This window comes from Ruegeria sp. YTSA108, from assembly GCF_059610185.1.
This window is the reverse complement of sequence record NZ_JBXWND010000004.1, coordinates 207,069-223,620: the sequence shown is the minus strand read 5'-3', so window position 1 is coordinate 223,620 and position 16,552 is coordinate 207,069. Positions and strand designations below refer to the sequence as shown.

General features: G+C 55.7%; 15 protein-coding genes. 10 read left to right on the top strand and 5 right to left on the bottom strand.

Features of this window, described 5'->3' with window-relative positions; all coding sequences use genetic code 11:
* Nucleotides 1-19 precede the first annotated feature (19 nt).
* The 3 genes from AC2FHW_RS08270 to AC2FHW_RS08260 are packed head-to-tail and all read right to left on the bottom strand — an operon-like array spanning nt 20 to nt 2,228.
* Nucleotides 20-715 carry a PIG-L deacetylase family protein gene (locus AC2FHW_RS08270; protein ID WP_496677150.1) on the bottom strand — a complete coding sequence of 232 codons (696 nt, stop codon included), beginning with the start codon at nt 713-715 and terminating at the stop codon, nt 20-22.
* Nucleotides 712-1,626, bottom strand: coding sequence for a methionyl-tRNA formyltransferase (locus AC2FHW_RS08265; RefSeq protein WP_271948799.1), 915 nt, complete (start codon nt 1,624-1,626; stop codon nt 712-714). Before AC2FHW_RS08265 ends, AC2FHW_RS08270 begins: the two co-directional genes overlap by 4 nt.
* Nucleotides 1,623-2,228 carry a sugar transferase gene (locus tag AC2FHW_RS08260; protein WP_142636214.1) on the bottom strand — a complete coding sequence of 202 codons (606 nt, stop codon included), beginning with the start codon at nt 2,226-2,228 and terminating at the stop codon, nt 1,623-1,625. The genes AC2FHW_RS08265 and AC2FHW_RS08260 overlap by 4 nt, the downstream gene beginning before the upstream one ends.
* Before the next feature lie 1,020 nt (nt 2,229-3,248).
* Here AC2FHW_RS08260 and AC2FHW_RS08255 point away from each other — a divergent pair.
* The 10 genes from AC2FHW_RS08255 (at nt 3,249) to AC2FHW_RS08210 (ending at nt 14,905) form a co-directional block, all read left to right on the top strand.
* Nucleotides 3,249-5,183 (top strand): polysaccharide biosynthesis protein, encoded by a 1,935-nt coding sequence (locus AC2FHW_RS08255; protein ID WP_271948802.1) that lies wholly within the window; start codon nt 3,249-3,251, stop codon nt 5,181-5,183.
* Between the two features lie 84 nt (nt 5,184-5,267).
* Nucleotides 5,268-5,690: a GtrA family protein gene (locus tag AC2FHW_RS08250; protein ID WP_496691638.1), complete on the top strand. Its 423-nt coding sequence runs from the start codon at nt 5,268-5,270 to the stop codon at nt 5,688-5,690.
* A 1-nt stretch (nt 5,691) separates the two neighbouring features.
* Complete coding sequence (locus AC2FHW_RS08245; RefSeq protein WP_496691637.1) at nt 5,692-7,326, top strand: glycosyltransferase family protein; 1,635 nt, start codon at nt 5,692-5,694, stop codon at nt 7,324-7,326.
* A 96-nt stretch (nt 7,327-7,422) separates the two neighbouring features.
* Nucleotides 7,423-8,232 (top strand): glucose-1-phosphate cytidylyltransferase, encoded by an 810-nt coding sequence (gene rfbF, locus AC2FHW_RS08240; protein WP_142636222.1) that lies wholly within the window; start codon nt 7,423-7,425, stop codon nt 8,230-8,232.
* A gap of 8 nt (nt 8,233-8,240) precedes the next feature.
* Nucleotides 8,241-9,374, top strand: a complete 1,134-nt coding sequence (gene rfbG / locus AC2FHW_RS08235) for a CDP-glucose 4,6-dehydratase (RefSeq protein WP_271948809.1) — start codon at nt 8,241-8,243, stop codon at nt 9,372-9,374.
* 24 nt (nt 9,375-9,398) lie between these two features.
* Nucleotides 9,399-10,601, top strand: a complete 1,203-nt coding sequence (locus tag AC2FHW_RS08230; protein WP_271948811.1) for a DegT/DnrJ/EryC1/StrS family aminotransferase — start codon at nt 9,399-9,401, stop codon at nt 10,599-10,601.
* A complete protein-coding gene (locus AC2FHW_RS08225; protein ID WP_271948813.1) occupies nt 10,601-11,845 on the top strand; it encodes a class I SAM-dependent methyltransferase in 1,245 nt (414 codons plus the stop codon). The genes AC2FHW_RS08230 and AC2FHW_RS08225 overlap by 1 nt, the downstream gene beginning before the upstream one ends.
* A gap of 10 nt (nt 11,846-11,855) precedes the next feature.
* The gene (locus AC2FHW_RS08220) at nt 11,856-12,803 is read left to right on the top strand and encodes an NAD-dependent epimerase/dehydratase family protein (RefSeq protein ID WP_271948814.1); all 948 of its coding nucleotides are present in this window, start codon (nt 11,856-11,858) and stop codon (nt 12,801-12,803) included.
* On the top strand, nt 12,764-13,783 hold the full coding sequence (locus tag AC2FHW_RS08215; protein ID WP_185956666.1) for a glycosyltransferase family 2 protein: 1,020 nt from the start codon (nt 12,764-12,766) through the stop codon (nt 13,781-13,783). Before AC2FHW_RS08220 ends, AC2FHW_RS08215 begins: the two co-directional genes overlap by 40 nt.
* A gap of 3 nt (nt 13,784-13,786) precedes the next feature.
* Complete coding sequence (locus AC2FHW_RS08210; protein WP_271948817.1) at nt 13,787-14,905, top strand: glycosyltransferase family 4 protein; 1,119 nt, start codon at nt 13,787-13,789, stop codon at nt 14,903-14,905.
* Here the strand turns inward: AC2FHW_RS08210 and AC2FHW_RS08205 are convergent.
* Nucleotides 14,880-15,536: an HAD family hydrolase gene (locus AC2FHW_RS08205; RefSeq protein WP_271948819.1), complete on the bottom strand. Its 657-nt coding sequence runs from the start codon at nt 15,534-15,536 to the stop codon at nt 14,880-14,882. The two genes, AC2FHW_RS08210 and AC2FHW_RS08205, sit on opposite strands and share 26 nt — an antisense overlap.
* A complete protein-coding gene (locus AC2FHW_RS08200; RefSeq protein WP_221929479.1) occupies nt 15,536-16,507 on the bottom strand; it encodes an ATP-grasp domain-containing protein in 972 nt (323 codons plus the stop codon). The genes AC2FHW_RS08205 and AC2FHW_RS08200 overlap by 1 nt, the downstream gene beginning before the upstream one ends.
* Between the last annotated feature and the right edge of the window lie 45 nt (nt 16,508-16,552).

The window sequence follows — 16,552 nt, the reverse complement described above, 5'->3', positions numbered from 1 at the left end:
CGATTTTGCGATCAGTCAGTCAGATAACCGACCTGACCAAGACAAAGCCCTCAGCCGCGGCCCGGTGAACCGTCGCGCCACGCAAAGTTGCCAACGCTTTCAAGCTCTGAACCGAACGCTCGTGCGGGGGCTGTTTGACCTGGCTTGCAAATAGCTGGAAGGCTTCCAGTTTACGCTCCAATGTATCCGAAATGTCCACAAACATGTTCGGCACGAATGGCGGCGTCAGATATGGCGCGTTCCAATTTGTCTCGGAAAGCGTCTCATAGGCCGCGATCGTCGTCGGGTATTTGTCCTGATAAGGTCGGCTTGCCACCAAAGTCGAAAGGAAACTCAACTGGTGGTCCAGATGGATGTCGCCGGGATGCGGCGCCAGGATGACACTTGGGTCGAGATCGCGGATCAGTGTTCCCAGACCTGCGTTCAGGTCACCATGGGGGTGCTCAGCCAGTTCAGCGGCAGGGAAATCCAACCAATGCGTATGCGTCACACCAAGATGCTCATGTGCGGCCCTGGCTTCGGCCTGTACATTGGCGATCTGTTCCGTGCTGAACCGGGGCGACCGACCCGTTGTGACAATCGCGATATGGACTGCGCGACCTACATCTGCCAGTCGTGCGATGGTGCCGCCAGCCCCAAGGACTTCATCATCCGGGTGCGGAGCAACCACAAGTACCGGTCCGTCCTGTCCGTCAAAAGGTGTCAGTGATGTCATTCGGAATTCCTGAGCTTTGAGTGCAGTTCGGGCGGCGCATCGGCGCCGGTCCAGTTTGTGATGTCCAGACATTTCCCATCCCCACAGGCGACCGTAAACCGGTTTCCTTCGATGGCCTGTATCTGACCAGGCAGGCCGATATAGTAGCCCTGCAGGGCGGTGTTCTGTACACCCAGCAGGACCAGCTTCTCACCGGAGGCAGTGTAGGTGAAAGCGCCGGGATAGGGCGGTCCGGCTGCGCGTATCAACCGGTTAATCTCTGCCGCGGGTCTGGTCCAGTCGATCAGCCCGTCCTCGGGCCGCCGCCGCGCGCAAAGGCTGATCCCGGTTTCTGGCTGCGGAGCCGCCGGGATATCGCCTTCAGAGATTTGCGTCAGAAGCTGAGGCAGCAGCTGCGTCAGGGCCTGAAGCGCCCGGTCATACAGCTCGCGTGCTGTTACCGTGTTGGGATCGACCGCATATCGAGCTTGCGCCGCAATCGGGCCGTCATCGGCCCCTTCACCCAGCCAGAACAATGACGCGCCTACATCGGTTTCGCCCAATATGACAGTCCAGGGGATCACACCGCGCCCGCGCAGACGGGGCAGGGCGGATGGGTGAAACCCGACGCATCCGATCTTTGCCTGGGCCCGAAATTCCGGCCCGCAAATCTGAGACCACCCGATGACCAGTATCAGATCAGGTTTTACGGCTTGAATGGTTTTGATTGTTCCGGCCGAGTCACTTTTGGCGGTATAGTGGACAGGAATATCATACCGATCTGCAGTGGGTTTGAGATCTGCAAAATCAGAGTGCCGGTGAGACAAGTCCGGCGGTAGTGTCACCACCAAATCCGGTACAAACCCTCGGGCACATATGGCGGATAAGGCGACATGCGATCCTTCGACCGCCCCCACAAATACCGTCTTCATGCAGGTGTCTCCTTTCGGCTGTCCAGCCAGTTGTCTGCGGCCTGAATTCGGTCAGGGCGTTTATGCTCTCCGGCCAAGGCTACCATAATGGTTTCGAACAATATCTTCAGATCAAGCGACAGTGACCGGTGCGCGACATACCATAGATCCAGCTTTAGCTTCTCGTCATTTGAAAGCGCGGTATTGCCGCTGACCTGAGCCCACCCTGTCAGGCCGGGCCGAACCGTGCAGCGCACCCGCCCATTGTCTCCAAACTCTTCGATGGTTTCGGGAAGCAGGGGACGGGGGCCAACAAGGGCCATATCTCCGCGCAAGATGATCACAAGCTGGGGCATCTCATCCAGCCTCACGCGGCGCAGAAGCTTGGTGGTTTTTGTCTGACGTTCCGAATCTGGCAGCAAAGCCCCGCTTTGATCGCGTGTGTCGGACATTGTTCTCAGCTTCCAGATGCGAAAGACGCGCCCGTTGCAGCCTGCCCGCCGTTGGCCAAAAAACAAAGGTCGCCCGACCGAAAACAGCACAATCACACAACCCGCCAGAAAAAAGGGCAGCGCGATCGTGCCCGCGATCAGGCAACACAGTATTTCGAGAAATCTGTTCATATTCAAATCCAAGAACTGTAGCTGAAAACTACGAATATCAAACCAAGAACCAACATCTCTCCGGATCATCCTGCTGGCCGGATCCAAGTTCCGGCGCACTGATCCGAAGTCTGGGCTGAGTTGATCCCAAATCGATTCTCGATTCAAGCGGCAGAGCTGACCGGCACCCTGACTATGCGGAAATTTTTCCAAGCATGCGCCAAGTTCACAAAGCCTTTGTCAGGAAAACCGGCCTGCGACTCATGAGAGGATTGGCCGAAAGGAGTTGTCATCTTTGTTGCGTCTTGGTTCACAATGCTCCGATTGGGGCTTATTGTGGATCGATTAATCAAGATTGAGGCCCGGACAGCGGCCCACGAAGATTTCATCGGATTGAGAAAATGACTGTAATTTTCCCCGTGAGATTAGCATTTCCATTGTTTACGCTAGGTCAATCGGCGCTCAAGTCAGCCGAAACAAGGAGGAAATTCTGCAACCCTCAGCAAAATATCAGTCAAAGAGTACTTCAGGAAACGCTGCATTTCGTTAATGAAGTGTGAAGAAATTACTTTTGAGGGCGCGGAAACGTATGTTAGCGTTGAAGGAGATTGAAGAAATTGCGCTAACCGGCGAACCAGAGGAACAATTTTGTTACTTGCGTGAATTATTATTATTAACGAGTGAAGTGAGTGTGTTCAACTTGGGCGATTGAGACCAGCTCAAGTGAAGGGGGCAAAACAAAGATACAGGTACAAGGCTTTCGGTTGATCATCTGATCGCGGGCCTTTGGTTTATATAGGACAGCTGCAAGCGGTCTGTGAGTGATCAGTTGGGAGCTGTGGCAATGTTTTGATGCTGCAGGATCCTGTTGGGTAACGATGTACGAGTAATTCTCGATCGGAATTGAGCCGGTGATGAGATAAAGGGGTGAGGTAAATGGTTTCGGGTTTTCATTGCTGGCAAACGCAGATTGTTAGTGAGTTGCGTGCCAATCATCGATTAGTCTTTGGAGACATTGTTGCTTCGTCTTTCTCAGCCGTAGTGGCAATAAATCTTGCGAATGGTGGAACGGTAGCGCAACAGATGGCGCCAGCCATGTTCCCGCTGATGCTCTTGTCCAGCCTGATTGGACTGGCGGTTTTCCCGCTTGCGGGCATGTACCGGCGCCACACACGCTCGACGTCATTGCGAGACATTCGTCTGATCCTGCGGGGATCGACAATGTTGGTCCTGTGCCTCATGGCTGCCAGTGCAGTTTTCGAAGTGACCAAAGCTGTACCCTTCGCTGCCTTCATTATTCAGCTTGGCTTGATGATCCTACTGCTCAGTGCCCTGCGTGTAGTTGCCCGTAGCCGTGAGCTGAATCGCCAGAATGCGCGGTTGATGGCCGAACATCAGGACAAGGTTCCGGTGCTTTTGGTTGGTACAGGTGCAAGTTGTGATCTGTTTGTCAGGTCTTTGCGGAATACGCACTCCAAGTATCAGCCGGTGGGCATTATTGACGATGCGCGCAATACCATGGGGCTGTATTTCCACGATGTTCAGATTATCGGATCTCTTCTGGATGCCGATCGCGTGGTCGAGCGGCTTAAAACCTGGGATCATTTGCCCAGACGCTTGTTCCTGACCGAACCGATCACGCATTTTGAAAGTGATGGCATCCGCAAGCTGACCAGCTGGTGTGAATCCAACGGTATCGCTGTCTCACGCGTGCCGGGTCTTGGGGAAGAAGGCCAGGATGCCGCCAATGGTTGTATTATCAACCCGGAAGAAATTCTCGAGCGGCCACAAAAAGCTGTTGAACGCTCAATGTTGCGCGAGATGTTCCGTGGGCGCCGCGTATTGGTGACCGGTGCAGGTGGTTCGATCGGTAGCGAACTGGCACGTCAGATTGCCTCTTTCGATCCGGCGGAACTGGTGATGATCGACCATTGCGAGTTCAACGCCTATTCCATCGACATGGATTTGTCGCAGAACTTTCCAGATGTTCCCCGGCGGATGTATATCGCAAGCATTCGCAATGCGTCGCGTGTGAATGACATCTTTGAACGTCATCGCCCCGAGCTGGTATTCAATGCCGCAGCGCTGAAGCATGTTCCGATGGTTGAGATGAATCCTTGCGAGGGCGTTTTGACCAATGTGATCGGAACCCGTAACGTCGCGGATGCAGCCCGGAACTATGGTGCCATCGCTATGGTGCAGGTTTCCACGGACAAGGCTGTAAACACCACCAATGTGATGGGTGCAACCAAGCGCGTTTCTGAATTCTACGTTCAGGCGCAGGACCGTGTAACCAACGGAACCGAGGAAGAAACCCGGTTCTTCTCGGTACGGTTTGGCAATGTTCTGGGGTCGTCGGGCTCGCTGATCCCGCTGTTTCAACGTCAAATCTCGAACGGTGGTCCGCTGACCGTGACTGATCCCCGGATGGAACGGTACTTCATGACCATCCGTGAGGCCGTGCAACTGACTCTGGTTGCGGCCGCCAGCGGGTTGAAAATGGAAAGCAGCCACGGAGAGATTTTCGTTCTGGATATGGGTCGGCCGGTCAAGATTGTGGATTTGGCCGAACGGATGATCCGCCTTGCCGGGCTAAAGCCTTATGAGGATATCGACATCGAATTCATTGGTATTCGTCCAGGCGAAAAGCTGTTCGAGGAATTGTTTGATGCGTCTGAGAAACGCCACGAATGCGGCATTCCGGGCGTCGGGTCCGCACGGCCCGAGGGCATTCCTGTCGCCCGCCTGCGCGCCATGATCCGGAAACTGGAACAGGCTGCGGCAGAAGGTGACGAACTGGCAGCCAAGCGCCTGCTGAAAGAGCTCGTGCCTGGGTATGGTGCAAATGGCCTGCGTCCGGTTCCGATCTCGGAATTTTCATCCAAGCCAATTTTCAAAAGCGCTGGCACAAACGCAGCAAATGCGGTCAGTCAGTCTGAAGGAGAAAACCCGGAACTGCTGCCCGCTGGCAGCTGATTTAGCATTGTTTTTCCTGGTGTCGGTTATTTTGCCGAATTTGGTTTCTGTGTTTAATATTTCCGCCGAAAGGGCCAACATTTGATGGCGAGGCTTAATATACGCTCGGCTTTTGCGCCGTCAGAGGAACGTGCGCAGGTGGTACGGTTTATCTGGGCCGGCCTGATCAACACGGCGTTTGGCTATAGCGTGTTTGCCCTTTTGATTTTTGCGGGCATGCATCCACAGCTTGCGCTTCTGCTTCAATTTATTTTGGGTGTGATCTGGAATTTTTGTATCCACGCCCGGTTTGTCTTTGGCGTGCAGGGATACCGCCGTTTCCCGCTATATGCGATGTCTTATGTCGTGCTGTATTTTGTGAATGCGCTGCTTTTGCGCGGTTTGATGCAGGTTGGGCTTGATCCCTATCTGGCACAGGCGGTCGCATTGGGGCCGGTTGTCATATTGTCTTACCTCATGATTTCGCGTGCGCTTGGCCGGGGTCAGGCGTTGGATCGGAGGGGCTGAGATGAGCGATGCGAGAATATCAAGCTTTAAGGGCACCACCCCGTCAAGTACGCGCATGGGTGCTATGCTTGGGATCGTGACCGCTGGTCTGGGGCTTGTGTTGCTGATTGCCGGTTTGTTCGGCCGCCTGATGACCTATGATCTGCGCCGGGATGAGCTGATGTTCGTCCCTCCGGCGCGTTTACTCGGAGAGTGGGAGCTTTATTCGGACTTCTTCTACAATCACGTCCCTTATTCGGCGTGGTATTACCTTGGGTCCGGCATTCTGTTCGATGAGTTCGGCCTGTTGGGGTCCGCTCGGATCGGCCTGTTTCTGGCCTGGCTTGGATTGATCGCTGCAACTGGTTGGGTAACGCTGCGCTTGTCGGGATCGCCGGTTCTCGCCGTCTTTTCAGTTATCGGCATCGTGACATGCGAGCTGTTTCTGACCGGCGCCGGTATGGCCGCAACCAACAATCTGTTGCCACTGCCATTTGCGGTCATCGGGCTTGGCCTGTTTTTGATCGAGACGTCAAAGCCCGCGCCGCGATTTTTGACGCTGGTCCTATCGGGCGTCGCATTGTCTATTGCGGCGGGGATGAAGGTCAGTGCGGTACTGTTTATTCCGCCGATTGCTCTTGCCGCATTCTTGTTGCCAGCGGATGTTTCGATGGCACGACGACTGAAAGCCGTGGTTCTGCCGCTGCTGATCGGAGGGTTGATCGGGGCCTTGCCCCTGTTTGCCTTCCTGCTCGCTGATCCGGGCGTCTTTCTGGCGCATGTCTTGGGGTTTCACACCGGACCACATGTCGCCTATTGGGAGGCCAACGCCGCAACAGAACCGGGGCTGGCCCTGGGATTGTCGGGCAAGTTGATGCTGGCCCATTCGGCATGGGTGGCCGGAGTGGGCCTGGTGATGGTTATGGCCATTCTGTCCGTGCTTTGGATTATCCTGCGTGGTGGTGCGCGTGTCGACGAAATGCAGCCCTCGCAACTGCGGCATGGTGGTGTTGTTCTGGCGATCATTATCCTGACTGCCTCAATGGCTTTTGTTCCAACGCCCGGTTTTCCGCAATATTATATCCAGCCTCTGGTCTGTCTGCCTCTGCTGCTCGCGGTTCTGTTCCGTCGGCTTGACCCGCCACGGCGGCACGAGGCAGTGCCTGTGCTTGCGGCAGGTATTGTCTTGATGGTCATCCTGGGACTCCCGCGTATCGGGATGGGCCTGGTCTCGCTGACAGAGCCTTCGAAGTTCACCTCGGCCCGTTTTGCCGGTTCCGGCGCTGTCCTGCGGGATGCGGTGGCAGGCAGTGCACTGCCTGATGGTCCGGTCGCGACTTTGCTGCCGATCTATCCGCTTGAGGCGGGCCTGAGCGTTTATCCAGAATTTGCAACCGGGCCATTCGCTTACCGAATTGCACCCTTCACGGATCCGGAACTTGCCGGCAAATACGTGATGGCAGGCGCCGAAGACTTACCGGCTCTGTTTGCAGATAACCCGCCTTCGGCTTTCCTGCTTGGATACGATTCCGTTCTGGAAGCCCCATTGTTGAGCTATGCGCGGGCAAACAACTACCGCCCAGTCGAATTATCAGGTCTGAACAACCGCTACGGCCAAGGTGTGGTATACTTGAAAGCTGCAGGGGCTGAACAATGACCAGTGCCTGCGCGACTCAACCTGCCTATATTTTTCCTGGGCGGGCCCATTCACATGACCATCAATTCTATTGATCGAATAAAGGAAGGATAGACAATGAAAACGGTACTTCTGGCTGGTGGACTAGGCTCGCGTCTGGCCGAAGAAACGGTTTCCATTCCCAAGCCCATGGTTGAAGTGGGCGGGCGTCCGATCATCGCACGCGTGATGGATATCTACAGCCATTTCGGACATCGTGATTTTGTTGTGGCTGCCGGGTACAAAGCATTGCTGCTGAAGCAGTTCTTTGCCAATTATCACCTGATCGCCAACAATATATCGGTATCGTTGGACACTGGGGAATTGCAACTGGTCCCTTCTGCTCCGGGCGGGTGGAATGTGTCAGTGGTCGACACCGGTGCGCATACCATGACCAGTGGTCGTATCCGTCGGCTCAAGGATTGGCTGACTCCTGATGAGCCGTTCATGTGCACCTATTCGGACGGCGTGGGAAATATCGACATCAATGCACTGATTGATTTCCACAAATCACACGGCAAGCTGGCGACCGTAACTGCGGTTCAGCCCCCGGCGCGGTTTGGTAACATCGAGCTCAAGGGCGACAGGGTTGACGCCTTCACAGAAAAGGTCCGCAATCGCGAAACCTGGATCAATGGCGGCTTCTTCGTCTTCGAGCCGGGCGTCTTGGACTATATGGTTGATGACAATGAGCCGCTGGAACAGACCCCGCTGACCCAGATGGCCCGCGACGGAGAGTTGATGGCCTATCGCCATGATGGGTTTTGGCACCCGATGGATACCCTGCGCGACAGGAATACGCTGGACGGTCTGTGCGAAGGTGAAACGCCGCCCTGGCTTAATTTCAACGAAGGTTCGGGCAAGAGCTACCCAGCTCTGGCGATATGAGGTGAACCGTGAGCGGGCAGGTCAATTCTCAGTTTGATGGCGTTTTTGCCGGCCGCCGTGTTCTTGTGACCGGGCATACCGGATTCAAGGGCGGGTGGATTTGTGCATGGCTGAGGCGTCTGGGGGCAGAGGTGACAGGCTTGTCACTGCCTCCCGAACAGGGGCATTCATTCTTTGATGCCTGTTCTGTTGACGGGCTGACCGACAGCCGGATTGCGGATATCCGCAATCGTCAGGCGGTGCTGGATACACTGTCAGGGGTGGACGCTGAAATCGTGTTCCACATGGCCGCCCAACCCTTGGTGCGCCGGTCTTACAGGGATCCTGCCGAAACCTTTGCGACCAATGTATCTGGAACGGCCCATGTTCTGGATGCCGCTTTGGGGATGCGCTCACTGAAGGCGGTGGTCGTTGTCACCAGTGACAAGTGTTACGACAACAAGGAATGGACTTGGGGTTATCGCGAAAACGATCCGATGGGCGGCAGGGACCCGTATAGCGCCTCGAAAGGCTGTACCGAGCTTGTGGCGCAATCTTATGGTCATTCCTTCTTTTCATCAGCGGATGGGCCGCAACTGGCAACAGTCCGGGCCGGGAATGTGTTCGGAGGGGGCGACTGGGGCGAAGATCGGCTTATCCCCGACGTGATCCGCGCATCCGAGGCGGGCGAACCGGTGGTGATCCGCAACCCGCTCAGCGTGCGCCCCTGGCAGCATGTTCTTGAACCGCTGTCGGGCTATCTGGCCTTGGCCGCGCGAATGTATCGGGATGGGCAGAGCTTTGCTGGCGCCTGGAATTTTGGCCCTGATGTGTCGGGGACGGTGGATGTCCGGCAGTTGGCAACCTTGATGCAGGATGCCTGGGGCGACGGAGCGCCACAGTTTTCGATGGCGTCTGCTGAACAGACATCTGCCGCGCCGCATGAGGCAGGTATTCTTCGACTGGACAGCACTAAGGCGCAAACGGGATTGGGTTGGCGTCCGCAACTGACATTGCCCGAAGCCGTTCGCCTGACAGTAGACTGGTACAAGGCCCATGCCGCCGGTGCGGAGATGGGTGGGATCACAAACAATCAGATCGGGTTCTACAGTGACCTGATGTCTTCACGGGATTTCGACCGGGCTCCGGTCGCCGCGCAATAGCGGGTTATTGAGGAGAAAAGAATAATGCGAGTGAATTACGGTCAAACCGTGCATGGCCAGGAAGAGATCGACGCGGTTGTCGAAGTTCTGAAAACGTCCACCCAGATGGGCCCCAAAGTGCGCGAGATGCAGGAAAAAGTGGCTGCTTTGTTTTCCAAACGCCACGGCATCATGGTGAACTCGGGGTCATCGGCGAACTATCTCGCGGTCGAGATTCTGGACTTGCCAAAGGGCAGCGAAGTTATCACTCCGGCCCTGACTTTTGCCACGACGGTTGCTCCGCTTGTCCGTCAGGGCCTGATCCCGACCTTTGTGGATGCCGCGGTCGGGACCTATAATATCGACGTAGACGCGATCGAACGCATGATTACGCCAAATACATCTGCCGTCATGATCCCGTCACTGATCGGAAACCTGCCAGATTGGCGCCGTATCCGCGAGCTGGCCGATGCGCATGGTCTGAAGGTAATTGAAGACAGCGCTGACACGCTGGGCGCGACCATCGACGGTACAAGCACGGGCGTCTATTCCGACGTCTCTACCACCAGCTTTTACGGCAGCCACGTCATCAATGGCGCCGGGAATGGTGGCATGTTGTGCGTGAATGACGAAGAGCTTGGCCGCAAGGCGCTGTTGCTGAGGTCCTGGGGGCGGTCGTCCTCGCTGTTTGTGGAATCCGAGGCCATCGAGAACCGGTTCAACGTCAAACTGGACGGGATCGAGTATGATGCCAAATTTCTGTTCGAGGATCTTGGTTATAACGTTGAACCTTCGGAAATCAGCGCGGCATTCGGGTTGGTGCAGCTGAGCAAACTGGACAACAACATCCGCGTGCGCGAAGAGGCCTTCGCTGCTCATCGCTCCTTTTTTGCCCGCTATGAAGACTGGTTCATCCTGCCTGAACAACTGCCGAACTCGCGCACCGGGTGGCTGGCCTTCCCGCTGACATTGCGCGAAGGTGCCCCATTCACGCGGCGCGAGATGCAGATATTCCTTGAGACTTCAGACATTCAAACTCGGCCTGTCTTTACCGGAAACATTCTGCGTCAGCCTGCCATGAAGCAAGTAGATTACCGAGCAGATCCCGCGGGCTATCCCAATTCCGATGCGGTTATGCGCGGGGGTATCCTGCTGGCTTGTCACCATGGTCTGATACAAGCGCAAATCGATTATATGCATGCAAAATTTGAAGAATTTGCATTGAAATTCCAAGGAGCACTGGTCTGATGAACGATCAAAGCATCAATACGTCTGTTCGCACGACCTGTCGTACCTGCCGGTCTACCAACCTTATGCTTGTGCTGCCGATGGGCGATCACCCGCCCGCCAATATGTTCGCACGGCCCGAGCAAAAGGATGTTCCGCAACCGGCTTTCCCGCTGAATACTCAGGCCTGTCTGGATTGTGGCTTGATCCAGGTTGCAGATCAGGTGCCTGCTGATTTCTTTACGGACTATCTTTATGTTCCGTCCGGTGCGGCAACTATGCACACGCATTTCGCCGAACTCGCCTCGGTCGCGGTAGAGCGTGCGCAAGGTGGGCTGATCATTGATATCGGTTGTAATGATGGGCTGATGCTGTCCCATGCCAACGATCAGGGCGGGCGCACATTGGGTATCGACCCGGCGGCCAACCTAGCCAAGATTGCCGGCGAACGGGGCGTTCGGGTCCATGTGGACTTTTTCAACCGCGCCACCGCGCAGCAGATTCGTGAAACCGAAGGGCCGGCCAGCGTCATCACGACGACCAATACCTTCAACCATATAGACGATCTGCACGGCTTTACCGAAGGTGTTCTGGACCTGTTGACAGATGACGGCGTCTTCATCATCGAAGTGCCTTGGGGCAAGATGATCCTCGAGACCAACGAGTTCGACAATGTTTATCACGAACATGTCTCTGAACTGAGCCTTCTGTCCGTCGTCAAACTGGGCCAGTCCGTTGGGCTTGATGTAGTGGATGTCACAAAACTGCCGGTTCATGGCGGTTCGATGCGCGTGTTCATGCAACCCGCCGCGCTGAACAAAACCCCTGCGCCGATCGTTGCTGATATGCTGGCCGACGAAGACGCCGCGGGCATGACCAACAAAGAGGCATACGAAGCATTTGCCGAGCGTGTTCATGCGATGCAGGAAAGCCTTGTTTCCATGCTGGCCGAGCTTAAGGCATCTGGCAAAACGATTGCTGGCTACGGTGCGCCCGCCAAGGGCAACACGTTGCTGAACTATTTTGATATCGGCACGGAAACGCTGGATTTTCTGGTTGATCGGAACACGTTGAAACAGGGCCTGTATTCGCCCGGCAAGCTTATTCCTGTATTGGCCCCCGAAGCGGTCATGGAACGCAGACCTGATTACCTGCTGGTTTTGGCCTGGAATTTCTTTGATGAAATCCGCGAGCAGATGGCTGATTTCGAAGCCGCTGGCGGCAAGTTCATCGTGCCTTTGCCAATGCCAGTAGTTATTCCCTGAAGGGAAAACAATGACGCGCGTACTGATCACCGGAGCCAGCGGATTCATCGGCTCTCATCTGGCTCGGGCCTGTTTGGCCCGGGGCGATGAGGTCGCTGTGCTTACGCGGCCGGGTTCCTCTCTGGACCGTTTGCAAGGTGCATCGGGAATCCGCTTTTTCACCGATGGGTATTCGGATGTTGCCGCGATCAAACGCGTCGCGAATGCGTTCCGACCCGAGGTAGTTCTGCATACCGCCGCGCAGACAAAATTTGCCGAGACTGATGACCTGGCAGATCTGAATGCCAGTATTTTGCAAAATCTCTCGACGCTGGTTGCGATCCTGTCGGCTTTGGCCATCTGTGATCAGCCGCCCAATGCGTTTGTGCGCACCGGATCCATTGCGGAATATGGTGATATCAAGCTGCCCTATGTCGAAACTTCGCGAGAGAACCCGCGAAATTCCTATGGCGCCTCTCTGGTGGCCGGAACGCAATATATTGAAATGGCTCAGCCCCGGCTGCCGTTCAAGGCTGTTACGGCGCGGTTGGCGCTGACCTATGGTCCCGGACAGTCAGAAGATTTCTTCATACCCCATGCCATTGGCCGCCTGTTGCGGAAAGCCCCGGTTTTCCTTCATCGTCCACATGATCGGCGTGATCTGATACATATTGACGACATAGTCGAAGCGCTGCTTCTGATTGCTGACGCACCGGACAAGGCGGGGTCGGTCATTAATGTTGTCACTGGCGATGCTCCGGATATGGCCGCGGTCGCAGGAGAGTTGCAGGTGTTGACCGGAGCAGCTCCGGATATGGTTTCTTCTGCGCCGCCGAAGGATGACCCGGTATTGTTGGTTTCGGATCCTTCACAGATGGCGGAACGTTATGGCTGGTCGGCAAAAATCGCTTTGCGTGAAGGCCTTGAAAGGACGGTTCAATGGACAAAACAGTCACAACAAGCGGAGATGAACGCGTGACTTTGGTTTCAATCCTGATCCCCGCTTTGAACGAAGAAGATAACGTTCGCACGGCCTATGAACGTGTGACCAAGGTGTTTGACGATCTGCCCTCTTATGAGCCCGAGATCATTTTCACTGACAACCATTCCACGGATCGTACATTTGAAATCCTGTCGGATATTGCTGCTGCTGATCCCCGTGTCCGGGTCATCCGGTTTGCCCGCAATATGGGATATCAGTCATCAGTTCTGACCGCCTATCGATCCGCAAACGGGGCGTGTTCGATCCAACTGGATTGCGACATGCAGGACCCGCCCGAACTGATCCCGCAGATGCTGGATACCTGGCGGCAGGGATATCACGTGGTTTACGGCATTCGCCGTAGCCTGCCGGACGGACCTATCGTCGCTGCCGCGCGGCGCGGCTTTTATGCGTTGATCGACATGATCAGCAATGATGATTTGCCGAGAAATGCGGGCGAGTTTCGGCTGACTGACCGGCGTATTCTGGACGAGTTGCGCCGGGTCGATGATCGCTCTCCTTATGTTCGCGGGTTAATCAGTGGGATGGGTTTCCGCCAGATCGGCTTTGAATATGATCGCAATGCGCGCACCGCTGGCGAGTCGAAATTTCCGTTTCGGGCCATGCTGTCGCTTGCTGTCGACGGGTTGATCAACCACTCGCTTCTGCCCTTGCGCCTTGCCTCGATGATCAGTCTGACGGTTGGCACAGGGACGTTTTTGCTGATGATCGGATATGTGATCGGCAAGCTGTTCTTTGGCCAGAACTGGCCGGGCGGTTTTGCCACGACCACCATCCTGTTGCTGCTGTCGATGACCTTGAATGCGATGTTCCTGGGAATAATGGGCGAATATATTGGGCGGATTTTCCTTCAGTCCAAAGACCTGAACCGGCCCATTGTCGAACAAGAGTTGAACCGTCCAGAAACTCTGGATCTGGTACAGCAAGCTGATCGTGTAAAAAGCGCCGCTGAGTGAAAAATGAAACTGTTATTGGTGCAAGCTGGGTTCGGAGCAGGCGGTGCGGAAAAGATCGCCGCAATGATCGCCGCGCATCGGATCTCGGCCGGGGATGAGGTTCACGTCGCCGGGATGGCGACAGAGGATTCTGGTTCCTATTTCGCCTATCCTGAGTGCGCGCATTTGCACATGATTCAGCCGCTAAAGATTTCGCGGCGACTGACGCAGGCACGGCGCTACTTGCATATTCGCAAGATCATCCGGGCTGTGCGTCCCGATCTGATCATCTCGTTTCTGACCAAGGTGAATGTGCTGACCATGTTGGCCGCGCGTGGAACCGGGGTGCCGGTTGTAATTTCCGAGCGGAACAATCCACTGGTCCAAAGCGGAAATCCCATGTGGCTGAAAGCGGTGAACAGGCTTGCGCGGGGGGCGTCCGGAATTGTCATGCAGACCGAACGTGCGCGTTTGGATTTGCCTGCGGACCTGATCCCAAAGGCCAGTGTAATCCCCAATCCATGTGCTCCGCTGGGGGGGATTCACATCGGGTCCGGACAGACCCGGCTTGTGGCTGTCGGGCGTTTGGATCGTCAAAAGGGGTTCGATATGCTGCTGCGGGCAATGCCCGAAGTGCTGCGCAACAACCCAGACATCCGGTTGACGATCTTTGGCGAGGGCCCCGAGCGCGGCGCCTTGGAACAGCAGATATCGGCGGCGAATTTGTCGGATATCGTGTCATTGCCCGGCGCCAGCCCAAAACCCGGAGACTGGATGCAAGACGCGGATATTCTGGTATTCCCCTCCCGCTTTGAAGGGTTTCCGAACGTGGTTGCCGAAGCCACGGTCACAGGTCTGCCGGTCATATCGTTCGATTGCGCCTATGGGCCACGGGAATTGATCCGCGACAGGGGAAACGGATTGCTTGTTCCGGCCGAGGATGTTGCCGGTCTGACCAAGGCGATTGTCAGCCTGTCAAAGGATGATGCCTTACTGCATAAAATGCGTCAGAATGCACGCCATAACAGGGAATGGCTGGAACCGCAGCACGTTCTGTCGGACTGGGATTCTTTGATTGCCAATGTGCAAATCGGAGTTGCTGCCAAAGCCGGCACGGCTAAAGGTCTGACAGAACTTCTGTAAGCTGGCCTAAGCTGGTGACCGTGGCATATGCGGCATGCTTAGAACTGGGTGGAATCGGATCATGCACAGCCCCGGGTCGGAGGATTTGAACGGTCCGCCAACCCCTTGCATTCGGAGTGATAAAATCCTTGGCCGGGTTGTCCGCGACATAGACCATTTTGCGGGGTTTTTTCGCGATCAACTCCATCTCTTCATAGGCGCGGGGATGCGGTTTCCCGTAGCCATCCGGCCAGGCGCCGGTCGGGCGGATATGCGCAATAAAGCGGTCCAGATCCAGCGCGGCGATCTTGTTGCGCTGCATCTTTTCGGGCCCGTCGGTGATCAACCCCATTGGCTGATCTGCGTTTGTCAAAAACCGCTCGGCATCCTTACATAGCGAAATACTGGGCGGGTGTGATCGGTATTTGGTGATCAGGTCCTGTATGAAAGCATCGGTCGCATCAAGGCCGGTCTGCGCGCAAGCCACATTGAATATGCGTCGTCTTTCCCCCGCATTGTACGCGGCCTGACACTGTTGTCCGAACCCTTCAGCGCCGGTTTTTTCGTGGACCCAACCGTTCAGCCAGTTATAGCCGCTAAAGGCAAAATCTCGCTCCAGATACAGGGTATCGTCCAGATCAAATACCAGCATCAGCCCTGATACACCGCACTGTCATATCGCATCATTTTCACACCATCGCGCCAGTTGTTATTGGCGGTTGACGGTAATTCGGCGACCTCTTCCAAAAGCCACTGTGCGAACTGTGCGCCCGCATGATCGGCCAGAGGGTAGCCACCCCCGAAACGCGCATTGATCTCAAGCACTGCGGGGCCATGTTCTGGATCGTCGATGATCTGAAAACAGGCGACTCCGCGCAGATCGGGCAGGGCCTGTGCAATGCCTTCGGCGATGGTTTGAAGATCATTGCGTCGCCTGGTTTCACCCTTTTCAACCTCACCGGCGCGAATTTGAATGCGCAGATGCGGGATCACAGTGCAGAGCTGACCCGAGGCATCTACAAACATGTTGATTGTGTATTCCGGTCCGTTCAGCTTGTCCTGAAAGATCATCGGTTCGGGGAATTCAGAGGGGACATCAGCGAGGGTTTCGAATACATCCAGCCCCCGGCTTGCACTGCCGCCACTTGGCTTTGCAAAGATGGGCCAACTGATGTCCTGTGGCCGCTCTAGCAATTCCTGATGATCCAATGTGCGCGGAACAGGAACCCCGGCTTCGGACAGTTTCTGGATTGTCAGGCGCTTGTCCCGGACAACCTCAATCACGTTCACCGGCGAGACATGGACTCGCGCGCCCAGATTGGCAAAGGCGGGCGCGGCCTGTGCCAGGGGCATCAGTTCCGGGTCGATTGTGGGGATCACCAAGCTGACTCCGTGTTGACGCACAATCTCGAGGATCGAGGTTGCATAGTCGGGGCTGTCACATCGCGGCACGGCGGCGGCGTGATCGGCAAGCGCGCAAGCCGCGCTTTCATCTGGGTTCAGGTCGCAGGCGATGATGGTCAGGTCAACATCCAGACGTTCCGCAGCCGCCCTGAAGCATTGCAGCAGGCCAACACGGCGACCCGCCGACGTAATAAGGATTGCCAGACATTTTCGCGCCATCGAAAACTCACCAATTCATAAACAATTATACGTGCTTAACCTAGC

Bases quoted from the DNA above. Each gene is read 5' to 3' on its own strand.
- AC2FHW_RS08215 (WP_185956666.1), top strand. From the start codon at position 12,764: ATGGACAAAACAGTCACAACAAGCGGAGATGAACGCGTGACTTTGGTT.
- AC2FHW_RS08250 (WP_496691638.1), top strand. From the start codon at position 5,268: ATGGCGAGGCTTAATATACGCTCGGCTTTTGCGCCGTCAGAGGAACGT.
- AC2FHW_RS08205 (WP_271948819.1), bottom strand. From the start codon at position 15,536: ATGCTGGTATTTGATCTGGACGATACCCTGTATCTGGAGCGAGATTTT.
- rfbF (WP_142636222.1), top strand. From the start codon at position 7,423: ATGAAAACGGTACTTCTGGCTGGTGGACTAGGCTCGCGTCTGGCCGAA.
- AC2FHW_RS08260 (WP_142636214.1), bottom strand. From the start codon at position 2,228: ATGAACAGATTTCTCGAAATACTGTGTTGCCTGATCGCGGGCACGATC.
- AC2FHW_RS08245 (WP_496691637.1), top strand. From the start codon at position 5,692: ATGAGCGATGCGAGAATATCAAGCTTTAAGGGCACCACCCCGTCAAGT.
- AC2FHW_RS08230 (WP_271948811.1), top strand. From the start codon at position 9,399: ATGCGAGTGAATTACGGTCAAACCGTGCATGGCCAGGAAGAGATCGAC.
- AC2FHW_RS08220 (WP_271948814.1), top strand. From the start codon at position 11,856: ATGACGCGCGTACTGATCACCGGAGCCAGCGGATTCATCGGCTCTCAT.
- AC2FHW_RS08210 (WP_271948817.1), top strand. From the start codon at position 13,787: ATGAAACTGTTATTGGTGCAAGCTGGGTTCGGAGCAGGCGGTGCGGAA.
- AC2FHW_RS08265 (WP_271948799.1), bottom strand. From the start codon at position 1,626: ATGAAGACGGTATTTGTGGGGGCGGTCGAAGGATCGCATGTCGCCTTA.
- AC2FHW_RS08200 (WP_221929479.1), bottom strand. From the start codon at position 16,507: ATGGCGCGAAAATGTCTGGCAATCCTTATTACGTCGGCGGGTCGCCGT.
- AC2FHW_RS08225 (WP_271948813.1), top strand. From the start codon at position 10,601: ATGAACGATCAAAGCATCAATACGTCTGTTCGCACGACCTGTCGTACC.
- AC2FHW_RS08270 (WP_496677150.1), bottom strand. From the start codon at position 715: ATGACATCACTGACACCTTTTGACGGACAGGACGGACCGGTACTTGTG.